This window comes from Methylobacterium terrae, assembly GCF_003173755.1.
Taxonomy (GTDB): domain Bacteria; phylum Pseudomonadota; class Alphaproteobacteria; order Rhizobiales; family Beijerinckiaceae; genus Methylobacterium; species Methylobacterium terrae.
The window spans coordinates 1,973,770-1,988,603 of record NZ_CP029553.1; the positions used below are offsets into that span (position 1 = coordinate 1,973,770).

11 protein-coding genes are annotated in these 14,834 nt (G+C 71.3%); 7 read left to right on the forward strand and 4 right to left on the reverse strand.

The annotated features are described in order from the left end of the window. Nucleotides 1-11 precede the first annotated feature (11 nt). Nucleotides 12-584: a cytochrome b gene (locus DK419_RS08880; protein WP_245442875.1), complete on the reverse strand. Its 573-nt coding sequence runs from the start codon at nucleotides 582-584 to the stop codon at nucleotides 12-14. A 179-nt stretch (nucleotides 585-763) separates the two neighbouring features. Here DK419_RS08880 and radA point away from each other — a divergent pair, with 179 nt between their 5' ends. Beyond that, nucleotides 764-2,215, forward strand: a complete 1,452-nt coding sequence (radA, locus tag DK419_RS08885) for a DNA repair protein RadA (RefSeq protein WP_109958762.1) — start codon at nucleotides 764-766, stop codon at nucleotides 2,213-2,215. Between the two features lie 291 nt (nucleotides 2,216-2,506). On the opposite strand, the gene DK419_RS08890 is transcribed toward radA, so the two are convergent. After that, nucleotides 2,507-3,718, reverse strand: coding sequence for a hypothetical protein (locus tag DK419_RS08890; protein ID WP_109958763.1), 1,212 nt, complete (start codon nucleotides 3,716-3,718; stop codon nucleotides 2,507-2,509). Nucleotides 3,719-4,367: 649 nt separating this feature from the next. On the opposite strand from DK419_RS08890, the gene DK419_RS08895 reads away from it, so the two are divergent. From DK419_RS08895 to DK419_RS08915, 5 genes are all read left to right on the forward strand, one after another. Continuing rightward, nucleotides 4,368-4,961, forward strand: coding sequence for a CvpA family protein (locus DK419_RS08895; RefSeq protein WP_109958764.1), 594 nt, complete (start codon nucleotides 4,368-4,370; stop codon nucleotides 4,959-4,961). A gap of 241 nt (nucleotides 4,962-5,202) precedes the next feature. After that, nucleotides 5,203-6,705 (forward strand): amidophosphoribosyltransferase, encoded by a 1,503-nt coding sequence (gene purF, locus DK419_RS08900; protein WP_109962203.1) that lies wholly within the window; start codon nucleotides 5,203-5,205, stop codon nucleotides 6,703-6,705. A 4-nt stretch (nucleotides 6,706-6,709) separates the two neighbouring features. Then, nucleotides 6,710-7,468 (forward strand): SDR family NAD(P)-dependent oxidoreductase, encoded by a 759-nt coding sequence (locus DK419_RS08905; protein ID WP_109958765.1) that lies wholly within the window; start codon nucleotides 6,710-6,712, stop codon nucleotides 7,466-7,468. Between the two features lie 398 nt (nucleotides 7,469-7,866). Next, nucleotides 7,867-10,401, forward strand: coding sequence for a sensor domain-containing protein (locus DK419_RS08910; protein ID WP_109958766.1), 2,535 nt, complete (start codon nucleotides 7,867-7,869; stop codon nucleotides 10,399-10,401). A gap of 80 nt (nucleotides 10,402-10,481) precedes the next feature. After that, nucleotides 10,482-10,886: a dihydrofolate reductase family protein gene (locus tag DK419_RS08915; protein WP_109958767.1), complete on the forward strand. Its 405-nt coding sequence runs from the start codon at nucleotides 10,482-10,484 to the stop codon at nucleotides 10,884-10,886. A gap of 15 nt (nucleotides 10,887-10,901) precedes the next feature. On the opposite strand, the gene DK419_RS08920 is transcribed toward DK419_RS08915, so the two are convergent. Beyond that, nucleotides 10,902-11,771 (reverse strand): NmrA/HSCARG family protein, encoded by an 870-nt coding sequence (locus DK419_RS08920; RefSeq protein ID WP_109958768.1) that lies wholly within the window; start codon nucleotides 11,769-11,771, stop codon nucleotides 10,902-10,904. Nucleotides 11,772-11,901: 130 nt separating this feature from the next. On the opposite strand from DK419_RS08920, the gene DK419_RS08925 reads away from it, so the two are divergent. After that, nucleotides 11,902-12,798 carry a LysR family transcriptional regulator gene (locus tag DK419_RS08925; RefSeq protein ID WP_109958769.1) on the forward strand — a complete coding sequence of 299 codons (897 nt, stop codon included), beginning with the start codon at nucleotides 11,902-11,904 and terminating at the stop codon, nucleotides 12,796-12,798. 99 nt (nucleotides 12,799-12,897) lie between these two features. Here the strand turns inward: DK419_RS08925 and DK419_RS08930 are convergent, their stop codons facing one another. Further along, entirely contained in the window at nucleotides 12,898-14,589 is a 1,692-nt protein-coding gene (locus DK419_RS08930; protein ID WP_109958770.1) for a methyl-accepting chemotaxis protein, read from the reverse strand. Nucleotides 14,590-14,834: the final 245 nt, after the last annotated feature.

A 14,834-nucleotide genomic window follows, 5' to 3' on the forward strand; every position in this document is an offset into this window, starting at 1 on the left:
CTCCCGCCGCCTCACCCCCGAGCCGCCCGCCGCGGCCACATCCGCCCCATCACCTCGTCGCGCCGGATCCAGGCGTGCCAGGCGACCGCCAGCACGTGGATGCCGAGCACGATCCCGACGCCCCAGGCGATCCAGTAATGCGCGGCGTAGCCGGCGAGCGACAGGGCCTTGTCGACCGGCACGAGGCGCGGGAACGAGAGCACACCGAACCACGGCAGGCCGTAGCCGCCCGCCGCCGAGTAGACGTAGCCGCTGACCGGCAGGAGCAGCATCAGGGCGTAGAGGCTCGCATGCGCGGCCTTCGCGGCGAGGTGCGCGGACCGGGACGGCGGGGCGCGGTAGGCCGGCTCGCCGGCGATCAGCCGGTAGACGAGGCGCAAGGGCAGGAGCAGCAGCACCGTCAGGCCGATCGACTTGTGGAGGTCGAGAAGCTCGCGCCGCGGCGAGGTGCCGGGCACCTGCCAGGCGGCGTAGATCCCGATGCCGAGCGCCACCAGGATCAGGGCCGCCATCAGCCAGTGGAAGCCCCGCTGCGTACGGTCGTAGTGGTAAGGTTCACCGGCCCGGGCCATCGTCGTGCGCATCCCTCGTCGCGGGTCGGCCGAGCTTTCGCGGCCGATCGGGGCGCGAGCGCGGCGGGTTCGTTTCGGAACCGTGGCCGGGCGCGAGGCGGGCCCGGTTGCAACAGCCCGCCGCTGCGGACATATCAGGAACACCTGACGGAGGCCGGCGCGCGGCCCCCCATCTCGGAGAATCGCCGCCGATGGCGAAGAACCACCAGACCTTCGCCTGCCAGTCCTGCGGCGCGGTCTACAACCGCTGGCGCGGGCGCTGCGAGGCTTGCAACGGGTGGAACACGATCGTCGAGGAGACCGGCGCGGCAAGCCCGGTCTCCGGCCCGGTCGCGACCCGGCCGAGCCGGGCGCGGGGCCGGATCTTCCCCCTCGAGGGGCTGACCGGCGAGGCCAAGGAGGCGCCCCGCACCTCGTCCGGCATCGCCGAGCTCGACCGGGTGACGGGTGGGGGCTTCGTGCGCGGCTCGGTGATCCTGCTCGGGGGCGATCCCGGCATCGGCAAGTCGACGCTGCTGATGCAGGCCTCCGCCGCCCTGGCAAAGAGGGGCGAGCGCGTCGCCTACATCTCGGGCGAGGAGGCGGTGGGCCAGGTGCGCCTGCGGGCCGAGCGGCTGGGGCTCGCGAGCGCTCCGGTGGAACTCGCCGCCGAGACCAACGTCGAGGACATCATCGCGACCTTGAGCCAGGGCAAGCCGCCGGCGCTCGCGATCATCGACTCGATCCAGACGATGTGGACCGAGACGGTGGAATCGGCCCCCGGCACGGTGACCCAGGTGCGCGGCTCGGCCCAGAGCCTGATCCGCTTCGCCAAGACCTCGGGCACCGCCGTGATCCTGGTCGGCCACGTCACCAAGGACGGGCAGATCGCCGGTCCCCGCGTCGTCGAGCACATGGTCGACGCGGTGGCCTCGTTCGAGGGCGACCAGGGCCACCATTTCCGCATCCTGCGGGCGGTGAAGAACCGCTTCGGCCCCACCGACGAGATCGGGGTGTTCGAGATGACCGACGGAGGCTTGGCCGAGGTGCCGAACCCCTCGGCCCTGTTCCTCGCCGGGCGCGACCTCGCGGCGCCGGGCACCGCGGTCTTCGCCGGGATGGAGGGCACGCGGCCCCTCCTCGTCGAGATCCAGGCCCTCGTGGCGCCCTCCGCGCTCGGCATGCCGCGGCGCGCGGTCGTCGGCTGGGACCCCAACCGCCTGTCGATGGTGCTGGCGGTGCTGGAGGCCCATGGCGGCATCCGCTTAGGCGGCCACGACGTCTACCTCAACGTCGCCGGGGGGCTTCGCATCAGCGAGCCCGCCGCCGACCTCGCGGTGGCGGCGGCCCTCGTCTCCTCGCTCTCGGGCGCGGCCCTCCCGTCGGACGCGGTCTATTTCGGCGAGGTCGGCCTGTCGGGGGCGGTCCGCCCGGTGGCGCAGGCCCCAGCGAGGCTGAAGGAGGCGCAGAAGCTCGGCTTTGCCAAGGCGCTGATGCCGCAAGGGCGCGAGGGCGCCGGGCGCGACGGGTCCGGGACGGGGTTTCCGGCGGAATCGCTGCGCCACATCGCGGATCTCGTGGCCGGGGTCGTCGCCAGCGGCAAGCCGGTCCGCGGCGGGCGGCGCCAACCGCAGCGGATGCCGGCCTACGACGACGAGGATTGAGACCTTCGCGCCTCGGCGCCGACGCCCGTTCGGGCTTGGCCGGCGCCTTCGAACGGATCCGTTCGAAGGCGCGGCGGCATGAAACGTCGGTCGATCCCGAACGCCGTCGTGCCGGACGCTCCCGCTCCCCGGTGCACCGGCCTTGCACCGCCTCCCCGGGCCCGCCCGCCGGAGCCGGCCTCCGGGCGCCGGAGCGCTGCCCGGCGACACCGATCCGCCGGAGAATGCTGCGCCATCGAGGATGTGGAGCAGCGTCGGATGACAACGCGATCGGTCGCTGCTCCAGGCCGTCTACGAGGCGATGACGAAGGCGTAGGCGCTGCTGCCGCCGTCCGCGTTCATGTGGCCCTCGATGACGTGCCCTGCCGGCGACGTGTCGGTCGAGTCCAGCGCGCCGCTATCGTCGGTCTGGTTCGAGAAATCGTCGACCGAGCCCGTGAAGTTGGCGCTGACGAGGAGCCGGTTGCTGCCGATCGACAGCGGGACCTCCCATCCCAGGAAAATCCCGGACGCGAATTCCGATGTCGAGGCGAAGCTGATCGCACCCTGCGTTCCGACGAGAGCGTTGTCGCGCTTTCTCACGCCGAGGAAGCCGGCACTGATCGCCGCGTACGAGGTCTGGACATTCAGGTTTTCGATCACGAACTTCGCAGGAATGATCGCCTGGGGATTGTCGGCGTCGGCGTCCGCCTTGAACCCGGAGACGCACTTCCCGTGCGTGAACACGATGTCGCTCATGACGAGATCCGAATCGGTATTGTTGATGATGACGAACAATCCGAACGCGTCCTTCGCCATCAGGATCATCAGCGGCACGAGGATCGCGAGCACGATCGATGAGATCATGAACCTGATGACGTTCGCGCCGACGGACAGGATTCCGGAGAAGACGGCAGAGGCTTCTGTCGCCTCCGTCAGGGTGACCAACGTCTTGATGATATTCAGGACATACTTTATGGCCGCAGCCCCGAAGGCTATCACGCCGGACTGCATGCATATTTTCGTTATTCCGACCTCGTCGTCCTGCTCCATGACTTGAAAATTGTTGACCAGATTCGTGACGTAGGTGGCGACGTCATTTCCTCTCGCGGCCTGGTATTTTGCGACGGTATCGCTGCTCCAGCCCCAGACGGTGTAGCTGGGCGCCCCGTCCGGAAACGTTGCCGGCACGGGCGCACCCCCCACCGCGTCACGGAGGAAGGCGGCGAGCTCGATCGGCTTTCCCTCCTTGCTCAGAACCCCGAGATCCTGAGCGACCTTGACCTCTGCCGCCGAGAGCGCGCGCGCCTGGCCGTCGAGCCAGGCCTGCGCCTTGGCGACCGCCGCCGCGAGGGTATCGGGGCCGCCGGCCGCGGCGGCGCGCCAATCGATTCCCCTGACGGTCTTCTCATGCCGCCAGATTCGCTCGATGACCTCGTGATACGGAAGGTTGTTAGCGACATCCACTTTCTTCGCATTGTACGCAGATTCAAATTGATCGAAAGTCATTTGGTTACTGAACATGTCATCTCGCATTTATCTTCGACGAGATCTCTATGTTCACACGTACAATTTGCCAAATCAAGCGGCCGATGGAGGGAATGTTTTTTCCATAATCAAAGTTAATACATGATTGTTCCATAGATATCAAAATTAACACGCAAATAATGACATTTTATAATAATTTATTATTTAAATTCATATGTATCATGCATGCAATTGCGAGAGTATACTGATTAGATCGATGATACCGCCGCGCCTTCGAACGGATCCGCTTGAAGGCGCCGGCTCGGCCCGAACGGGCGTCGGCGCTGATGCGCCGGACGCCTCGGCCCCGACACGTCGATGCCGAGGCGCGCGGGTATGGGATCTGTTTCCTGGCTGATCTGCGTTTGCCGGTCGGTGCGATGCCCGGGCACGCCACGGCGATCGCGCAGGCGGGGAAGGCGCCCGACGGCGCCGGCAGGCCTCGGACGAAACCGCGCCGCACTCACCGACCGACCCGTCTGCCGGTGCCGGAGAGGACCGGGGCGGGCATCCGGGGGCTCGCCCGGCAGCGCGAGGGACTCAGCGCGAGGGTGACGAAGCGCATCCGGCAGCGTATACAACCCCCGCGGTGCCGGGCAGCCGCGACCCCGAGGCAACGCTCTCAGCCCCCGAACCGTTCCTGCCAATGCCGTTCTCCGTTCTCGATCTCGTCGTGCTGGGTGTCGTCGTCATCTCCGCGCTGCTCGCGGCGGTGCGGGGCTTCACCCGCGAGGTGCTGGCGATCGTGGCCTGGGTCGCGGCGGCCGGGCTCGCCTGGACCCTGCACCCGCTGCTGCTGCCGACCGTCAAGCAGCACGTCTCCAGCGACACCGTCTCGCTGGTCGTGTCGATCGCCGCGATCTTCCTCGTGACCCTGCTGGTCGTCTCGGTGATCACCGTGAAGATCTCCGACCTGATCCTCGATTCGCGCATCGGCGCCGTCGACCGCAGCCTCGGCCTCGCCTTCGGGGCGGCCCGCGGCTTCCTGATCTGCGTCATCGGCTGGGTGTTCCTGGCCTGGCTGGTCCAGGGCAAGGTGCCGGACTGGGCCCAGCAGGCGCGCAGCCGCGAGATCCTCGAGAACAGCGGGCAGAAGCTGGTAGCGATGCTGCCGGACAACCCGGAAGGCCTGCTCAAGCAATTCCGCAAGCCCAAGCCCGAGGGCGATCCCGGCACCGACGCGCCGGCCGAGGCCGACGCCCCGCCCCAGCGGCGCACCGATGCGAGCCCGCGTCGCTGAGCGCCGGGCCGGCGTCCCTTGCATGTGAGATACGTCGCGCAACGCACGCCTGACGCCTTGGTTCCGCCGAAGGCAGCGATTACATAGCCGGCGCGGGGCAGACGATCGGGCGCGACGCAATGCGATGCGGGCGGCTCGACGCCGGCCCCGCGGGTGATTTGTGGCCCGCGCGCGGACGTCAAGGTGCGCGGGGTCGGCGAGGCGAGGCCGTGCGGTGACCGGCCACCAGGGGCTTCTCATCATGTCAGCACGCAGCGAAACCTTCCGGGGCGCCCCCGGGACGAGCGAGGCGTTCCGCGGCGATCTCGACCTCGACGGCGACACCCTGCGCGAGGAATGCGGCGTCTTCGGCATCTACGGCCACCCGGACGCCTCGGCGATCGTGGCGCTCGGCCTGCACGCCCTGCAGCATCGCGGCCAGGAGGCGGCCGGCATCGTGTCGTTCGACGGCCGGGTGTTCCACTCCGAGCGCCGGATGGGCCTCGTCGGCGATTCGTTCTCGGACCTCGCCACGATCGAGCGGCTGAAGGGCGAGACCGCGATCGGCCACGTCCGCTACTCGACCACCGGCGAGACGATCCTGCGCAACGTGCAGCCGCTCTTCGCCGAGCTCGAGACCGGCGGCCTCTCGGTCGCCCATAACGGCAACCTGACCAACGGCCTCCTGCTGCGCCGCCAGCTCGTGCGCGACGGCGCGATCTGCCAGTCGACCTCCGACACGGAGGCGATCCTCCACCTCGTCGCCCGCTCGCGCCACGTGCGCATCGTCGACCGGGTGATGGACGCGCTGCGCCAGATCGAGGGCGCCTACGCCCTCGTGATGATGACGAACAAGAAGCTGATCGGCGCCCGCGATCCCCTCGGCATCCGCCCGCTGGTGCTCGGCGAGCTCGACGGCCGCTACATCCTGGCCTCCGAGACCTGCGCCCTCGACATCATCGGCGCCCGCTTCGTGCGCGACGTCGAGAACGGCGAGATGGTGGTGATCTCGGACGAGGGCATCGAGTCGATCCGCTTCGCCCGGGCGCAGCCCTTACGCCCCTGCATCTTCGAGTACATCTACTTCGCCCGTCCCGATTCGATCGTGAACGGCAAGAACGTCTACTCGGTGCGCAAGAACATCGGCGTCGAACTGGCGAAGGAATCGCCGGCCGAGGCCGACATCATCATCCCGGTGCCGGATTCCGGCGTGCCGGCGGCGCTCGGCTACGCCCAGCAGACCGGGCTGCCCTACGAGCTCGGGATCATCCGCAACCACTATGTCGGCCGCACCTTCATCCAGCCGACCCAGTCGGTGCGCGAGCTCGGCGTGCGGATGAAGCACTCGGCCAACCGCGCCGCGGTCGAGGGCAAGCGCATCGTGCTCGTCGACGACAGCCTGGTGCGCGGCACCACCTCGGTGAAGATCGTCCGGATGATGCGCGAGGCCGGCGCCCGCGAGGTGCATTTCCGCATCGCCTCGCCGCCGATCACCCATCCCGACTTCTACGGCATCGACACGCCGGAGAAGGAGAAGCTGCTCGCCGCCACCCACGACCTCGAGAGCATGCGCCGCTACATCGGCGCGGATTCCCTCGCCTTCCTGTCGATCGGGGGGCTCTACCGGGCGATGGGCGAGGAGGGCCGCGACGCCGCCTGCCCGCAATACACCGACCACTGCTTCACGGGCGACTATCCCACGCCGCTGACCGACCTCGCGGTGGCCTCGCCGCGCCGGATGGCGATCCTCGCCGAGGCCGATTGATCCGATGGCCGGCACTCCCCTCCCCCACAAGCCCCTCGCCGACCGCATCGCCGTCGTCACGGGCGCGTCCCGCGGCATCGGCCGCGCGGCGTCCCTGGCGCTCGCCGCGGCCGGCGCCCACGTGATCGCGGTCGCCCGCACGCAGGGCGCCCTGGAAGAGCTCGACGACGCCGTGCGGGCGGCGGGCGGCTCGGCCACCCTCGTCCCCCTCGACCTGTGCGACTACGACGCCATCGACCGTCTCGGCGCCGCGATCCACGAGCGCTGGGGCCGGCTCGACGTGCTCGTCGGCAATGCCGGCGTGCTCGGCAAGCTGATGCCGCTCGGCCACGTCGACCCGAAGGTCTGGTCGAACGTGATGGACGTCAACGTCACGGCGAACTGGCGCCTGATCCGCTCCCTCGACCCGCTGCTGCGGCGCTCCGATGCCGGGCGGGCGGTGTTCGTCACCTCCGGCGCGGCCTCGTCGTGCCGGGCCTATTGGGGGCCCTACGCGGTGTCGAAGGCGGCGCTCGAGGCGCTGGTGCGGACCTACGCGGCCGAGACCGCGACCACGCCGGTGCGCGCGATGCTGCTCAATCCCGGGCCGCTCCGCACCGCGATGCGCAAGGCCGCGATGCCCGGGGAGGACCCGGAGACCCTGCGCACGCCCGAGGACCTGGCGCCCCACATCGTCCGCATGGCGAGCCCGGACTGGAGCGGGAGCGGCACGATCTTCGACTTCCCGACCGGGCAGATCCTGACGCCGCAGAAGCCGGCCTGAACGGGCGGGACCGCGGCGGCGCACGCCGCGGTCCGCATCGACGGATCACGATCGGGCATCCCCCTCCCCGCTCGAGAGCGGGAATGCCAGGCGACCCGGCCGGCGGCTTCGCGGGAGGGACGCCGACGGCACTTCGCGCCACGGGATGCCGCAGGGTGCCGCGCCTTCCCGCTTCGGTAAAAATACGTTTTTTGTATCTTTCTCAGAATTCGCTCACGTCGGACTGAGCGTTTACAACTCAAATTACCAGTTCCTAAGACCTATGTCCTGGTGTTGACATTTTTCCGTTTACGGCCGCCCTCACTTAAGGCTGTATTAGTGTTCTGGTCCGCAACAAGGACGCAGGGGCATACTCGGCTCCAGTCCCCCGGGCAGAACCGATGACGGAACGGACCGCCGTGACCGCAAGCACCGACGTCCTGTACCGCCTCCTCGTCCAAGGGGTGACCGACTACGCGATCTACATGCTCGATCCGAGCGGCATGGTGGTGAATTGGAACGCCGGGGCGGCGCGGATCAAGCGTTACGCCGCCGCCGAGATCGTGGGACGGCACTTCTCGTGCTTCTACGGCGCGGAGGACCGGGCGGCGGGCCTGCCGGAAGCCGGCCTGCGCCAGGCCCGCGAGACCGGACGGTTCGAGGCCGAGGGCTGGCGCTTCCGCCGCGACGGCACCTCGTTCTGGGCCCACGTCGTCATCGACGCCATCCGGGACGACGACGGCCGCCTCATCGGCTTCGCCAAGATCACCCGCGACCGCACCGACCAGCAGCGCCTGCTCCAGCAGCATCGCGAGGAGGAGCGCCGGTTCCGGCTCCTCGTCCAGGGCGTGACCGATTGCGCACTCTACATGCTCGATCCGACCGGGATCGTCGTCAACTGGAATGCCGGGGCCGAGCGCACCAACGGATACACCGCGGCCGAGATCGTGGGACGGCACTTCTCGTGCTTCTACGGCGCGGCGGACCGGGCGGCGGGCCTGCCGGAAGCCGGCCTGCGCCAGGCCCGCGAGACCGGGCGGTTCGAGGCCGAGGACTGGCGCTTCCGCCGCGACGGCACCTCGTTCTGGGCCCACGTCGTCATCGACGCCATCCGGGACGACCAGGGCGCCCTCCTCGGCTTCGCCAAGATCACCCGCGACCGGACGGAGAGGCGCGCGCAGGAACTCCAGGTCGTCGAGGCCAAGGAGAGGGCCGAGCGCCACCGCGACGAGCACGCCGCCGCCTCGGCCTTCCTCGACAGCGTGATCGCCACGATGCCGTCGAGCGTCGTCGTGCAGGACGCGAGGACCGGGCTGATCCTGCTCGCCAACCGTCAGGCGGAGCTGCTGCTGTGCCGCTGCGCCGGCGAGCTCGTCGGCCGGCCGGCGGCGGCGGTCCTGCCGACCGCCCTCGGAGCGCTGATGGCCGCCGCCCTGGCGAATGCCGGGGCGTCCGCGGGGACCGGCCATCCGGCCTCCAGCGTCAATGCCGAGGCGCAGGTCGAGACCGCGTGGGGCGCGCGGATCCTGCGGATGCGCGCCCTGGCGATCGGCGGGCGCGGCGAGCAGCCCCTCCACGGGCTGCTCATCGCCGACGACATCAGCGACGAGCACGCCGCGCGCCAGCGCATCCACCATCTCGCCCATCACGACGGGCTGACCGGCCTGCCGAACCGCGAGCTGTTCCGGCAGCGTCTCGCCGAGGCCCTGGCGGCGGAGGCCGCGAAGGCCGACGCCCCGGGCGTCGACGCGATCCTGGGACCGAGCACGGCGGTTTTGTGCCTCGACCTCGACGGCTTCAAGTGCATCAACGACACCCTCGGCCATCCGGTCGGCGACCACCTGCTGCGCGTGCTCGCCCGGCGCCTGTGGGACGCCTTGCGCCCGGGCGACACCCTGGCGCGGCTGGGCGGCGACGAGTTCGCGGTCGTCGCCCCGGTCCTCGGGGCGGGCGCGGAGGCCGCCGCCCTGGCCGACCGGCTGATCGCGGCGGCCCGCCAGCCGGTCGAGATCGACGGGCATCGGATCGAGACCGGGCTGAGCATCGGCATCGCCCTCGCACCCGAGGACGCGTCGAGCGCCGACGAGCTCCTGCGCTGCGGCGACCTCGCGCTCTACGAGGCCAAGCGCACCGGCCGCGGCCGGCACGCGCGCTTCCACGGCGCGCTCGAGGCCTCCGCCCGCTACCGCCGCCTGATCGAGACCGACCTGCGCGAGGCGATCGCCCGGCGCGAGCTGTTCCTGCACTACCAGCCGATCGTGCGGGCGGAGGACGGCGCGACCGTCGGCTACGAGGCGCTCCTGCGCTGGCACCACCCGGTGCGCGGCCCGATCTCGCCCCTCGACTTCATCCCGGTCGCCGAGGAGACCGGGATGATCGACGAGATCGGCACCTTCGTGCTGCACGAGGCCTGCCGCGAGGCGAGCCGCTGGACGAGCGACCGCACGATCGCCGTCAACCTGTCGCCGGCCCAGTTCCGCAGCTCGGCGCTCGCCGCGCAGGTCGCGGCGGCGCTCGCCGCCTCGGGCCTGCCCGCCGGCCGGCTCGAGCTCGAGATCACCGAATCGGTGCTGCTCGACGCCTCGTCGAACAACCTGGCGCTGCTCCGCCAGCTCAAGCAGCTCGGCACCCGCATCGCACTCGACGATTTCGGCACCGGCTATTCGTCCTTGAGCTACCTGTGCACGTTCCGGTTCGACAAGATCAAGATCGACCGCTCCTTCATCCGCGAGATCTGCGACAGCCGCGAGGCGCTGGCGGTGGTCCAGGCGATCACCGGCCTCAGCCGCAGCCTCGGCATCGCCACCACGGCGGAGGGCGTCGAGAGCGCGGAACAGGCCGCCTGCCTGCGCCGGGAGGGCTGCACCCAGCTCCAGGGCTACCTCTACGGCCGGCCGGTGCCGGCAGACGCCCTGCCCGAGCGCGCGGGCGCCCCCATCCGCCTGGAGGCCTGACGGGACGGGCTGGCCCGGGAAGGGGCGGCAGGCTAATCAGGCGCGGGGCCGGGAGCGCGGCCCGGGAGGGCCGAGGGCCGATGATCGACGTGCGGGCGATGTGCGCCATCGGGCAGCGGGGCCAGCTCGGCCTCCACGGCCGGCTGCCCTGGGAGGGCAACACCGACCCGCTCTACGTCGAGGACGTCACCCGGTTCTTCGCCGTGACGCAGGGCCACGTCCTGATCGCGGGCCCGAAGACCATCGAGGCGGTGCCGGACTTCGCCTACCAGGACCGGACCATCGCGGTCATCCGCTCCCACGAGGACCCGCGGGCGGTGCTGGCGCGCTATCCCGGCCGGCGGATCTACGTCGGCGGCGGGATCGCGGTCTGGAACGTCTACGCGCCGTTCATCCAGCAATGGGACATCACCCGCCTGCCCTACGACGGCGAGGCCGACCGCTGGTTCGATCCCGCCTGGCTGGTGGGGCGGGGGCGGGACTGAAGCCCGCCCCGTCGGTCAGGCGCCGGCCGCGACGGCGGCGGCGAAGTCGCGGTAGGTGCGCAGCGGGCGGCCGACGAGAGCCGTCAGGCGCTCGCGGTCGCCGGCCTCCGGGATCATCCCGTCGGTCTGGAAGCGCTCGGCCATCAGGCGCATGTCGAAGGCCATCCAGGGCGGCATGAAGGCCCGCAGGGAGCGCTCGAACCCCGCCGTGTCGTCGCCCGCATAGGCGACCGGGCGCCCCAGCACACCCGACCAGATCGCGGCGACGTCCGGCCCGGTCAGCGTCTCGGGCCCGACGAGGTTGAGCGTCTCGGAGGGCAGCGGACCGGCGGCCCGCTCGCGACGGATCAGCGCCAGGGCGGCGATCTCGCCGATGTCGCGCGCGTCGATCATCGCGAGGCCCCTCGATCCGAGCGGCATCGGGTAGACGCCGTGGGCGAGGACCGCGTCCGCGACCGTGCGGTCGTTGTCGATGAAGTAGGCCGGGCGCAGGATCGTGGCCTCGAACCCCATCCCCTCGATCATCCGCTCGACCCCGAACTTGGCCGCGAAGTGCGGCACGTTCACCGAGAGGTCGCTGTTGATCACCGACAGGTAGACCACCCGCTTCACGCCCGCCTCGCGGGCGAGGTTGAGCGCGACGAGCGCCTGGGTGAATTCGTCGGGCACCACCGCGTTGAGCAGGAACAGGGTGGAGATGCCCGAGAGCGCGCCGCGCATCGCGTCGACGTCGAGGAGGTCGCCTTGCGCCACCGCGACGCCGGCCGGGAGGCCCGCCTTCGCGGGATCGCGGACGAGGGCGCGGATGTCGGCGCCGCGCCGCGCCAGTTCCGCGACCACGTGGCGGCCGACCGTGCCGGTGGCGCCCGTCACCAGGATCGTCATGGGTGTGCTCCGGGTTCGTCGTTGAAGACATCCGCACGATGAGCGATCCATGGACGGGGCGATAGGCGCCCGATCTGGACGCACCGTCTCGCCGGTGGGACGACTTGGTGGGACGACTTGGTGGAAAGACATGGACCTGCTCGCCCTCGCCGACTTCGTCCTCGTCGCCCGTCACGGCGGGTTCGGCCGGGCGGCCCGCGCGACGGGCCGGCCGAAGGCGACCCTGTCGCGCCGGGTCGCGGAGCTGGAGGAGCGCCTGGCCCTGCGCCTGTTCGAGCGCGGCCGCCGGGTGCTGACGCTCACCGAGGAGGGCCGCGCGCTCGCCGAGCGGGCCGGCGCGCTGCTGACCGAGCTCGACGAGACCGCCGCCGCGATCGCCGCGGGCGGGGGCCGGGCGCGGGGCCGGCTGCGGATCAGCGCGCCGCTGCTGTTCGGGCAGACCGCGATGGGCAAGGTGGCGGCGGCCTTCGCGCGCGAATACCCGGAGATCCGGCTGGCGGTCACGACGGAGGACCGGGCCGTCGACATGGTCGAGGAGGGCTACGACCTGGTGATCCGGGTCAACCCGGACCCGGACGAGAGCCTGGTGGGGCGGGTCTTCCTGCGCGACCGGATGGTCGTGGTGGCGAGCCCGGACCTTGCAAGCCCGGACCTGGCGAGCCCGGCGGGAGGCGCGAGCGTCCCGGCCGTGGTCCGCGCGGAGCAAGGACCCGGGGTCTGGGCCCTCGCGGGAGGCGGGCGCCTCGCCGTCGCGCCGGTCCTCGCCCTGTCCTCCCTCGTCATGGTCCGCGACGCGGTCCGGGCCGGGGTCGGGGCCGCGCGCCTGCCGGTCTCCCTCGTCGGCCCCGACCTCGCCGCCGGGCGGCTGGCCCATTGGGGCGACGTGGAGGGCTCGGACATCGCCCTGTGGGCGCTCTACCCGTCGCGACGGCTGCTGAGCGCCCGGGTCTCCGCCTTCCTCGACCACCTGAAGGCGACGTTCCCGACGGGGGAGCCGGAGGAGCTGGCGGCCTTTATCGGGGGATGAGGCCCACCGTCATGCGCCGAAGCGGTCACCGGTTCGGCGGCGACGATGACGTGAGAGAAGAGCCTGAGCAGAGTTGCCTGACGCAACCCCGCCCGGGCCTCACGCCGCCTTCACCGCCGCCAGGAAGCCGCCGACCTCGCGGGTGAGCCCGTCGGAGTGGCGCGCCAGGACGAGCGCGGCGTCGAGGACCTGGGCAGCGGTCGCGCCGGTCTCGCCCGCCTCGCGGCGCAGGTCGCGCAGGGTGTCGGTGACGTGGCCGGTGCCGTGAGCCGCCTCGCCGACGCTGCGGGCGATCTCCTGCGTCGCTGCTCCCTGCTCTTCCATCGCGGCGGCGATCGACGAGGCGGAGGCCGACATCTCGCCGATCACCCGGCCGATGCGCTGGATGTCGGCGATCGCGGCCCGGGTCGCGGCCTGGATCGCCCCGACCTGCCCGGTGATCTCGTCGGTCGCCCGGGTGGTCTGGCCGGCGAGCGCCTTGACCTCGGCGGCGACGACCGCGAAGCCGCGGCCCGCCGCCCCCGCCCGGGCCGCCTCGATGGTGGCGTTGAGCGCCAGGAGATTGGTCTGGGCCGCGATGTCGGCGATGACCGAGACGACGCGCTCGATGCGCTCGGCGGCGGCCGACAATTCGCCCACCGTGGCGTCGGTGCGGCCCGCATCCTCCACCGCCTGCCCGGCCATGCGCGAGGATTGCGCGACCTGCCGGACGATCTCCTGGATCGCGGTTTTCATCTGCTCGCTCGCCGCCGCGACGGCGTGGACGTGGCCGGAGGTCCGCTGCGCCACGCCCGCCGCCGCGTCGGTGCGCCCGGCCCCGGCCTCGGCGCCGGCCGTCATCGCCCGGGCGGCGGCCTCCATGGTGCCGGCGGCCCCGGCGAGGTCGCGCGAGAGGCCCGAGACCTTGGCCTCGAAGGCCTGGGCGAGGCCGTCGACCAGGGCGGCGCGGCGCGCGGCCGCCTCGTTGCGCTCGCTCTCGCGCAGGGTCAGGCGGTGCATCTCGCCGGCGGAATCCTTGAACACCTGCAGCGCCCGGGCGAGCGCGCCGATCTCGTCCCGCCGCCCGGTGCCGGCGACCGGAACCGTCAGGTCGCCGGCCGCGAGGGCGTTCATCGCCCGGGCGATCCGGGCGAGCGGCCGGGCGATGCCGAGCACCGCGATGGCCGCGAGGGCCGAGAAGGCCAGGACGAGGCCGATCGCGGCGACGAGGGTCAGGCGCGTGGCGGTCGCGGCGGCGGCGGCCTCGGCGGCGTCGCGGGCGGCGGCGAGGTCTCTGAGGGTCGCCCGCACCCGGGCGTCGATGGCCGCCGACGCCTTCGCCCGCCGCCCGGCATCCTCCTCGGTCGAGAGCGCGAAGGCGACGTCGGTCATGCCCTGCTGCGCGTTCGTCACCACCTTGGCCGAGAAGGCGAGGTAGTCGGCGACCCCGGCGCGGGCCGCCTCGTCCTCGGCGCGCTCCTCGGCGCTCCCGGCGAGCGCGACCAGCCGCTCGGCCTGCGCGCCGGCGAGCTCCTCCGCCGCCCGGTGCTGCCGGGCCAGGGCCTGGCGCGCCTCGTCGCTGCCCTCGATGATGACGCTCCGCTGGGCGATCGCCGCCTCGGCGACGGCGTTCGCCACCCGCTGGGCCGCGACGGCCCGGTTGGTGCGGGTGTCGACGATCTCGCGCATCGTCCCGCTCATCGCGTCGAGGCCGCTGCGGGCGAGCCCGACGAGGCCGAGCGCGACGAGGAGGACGAGGCCGGCCGGCAGCGCCAGCTTGGCGATGAGCGTGAGGTCGTTGAAGGCGCGCATCCCGGATCCCCGACGCGGGCGGCCCCGACCCGGCTCGGTCGCGTCCTCCCGCAGGCTAGTGATGACACGAGCTATTCATGCCCGGGTTAAGGGATCATTTCTGTATCACATCGTATCGATGCGACGATCGTAGTCGATTTTCGAACATTCGTCTGACGGCACGTCATCCAATACGTCGCCTGCAAAATATTTCTACTTCGAAACTGCTTATCCCTGCGGCATGCCGCACAGACCGTGAGCAGATG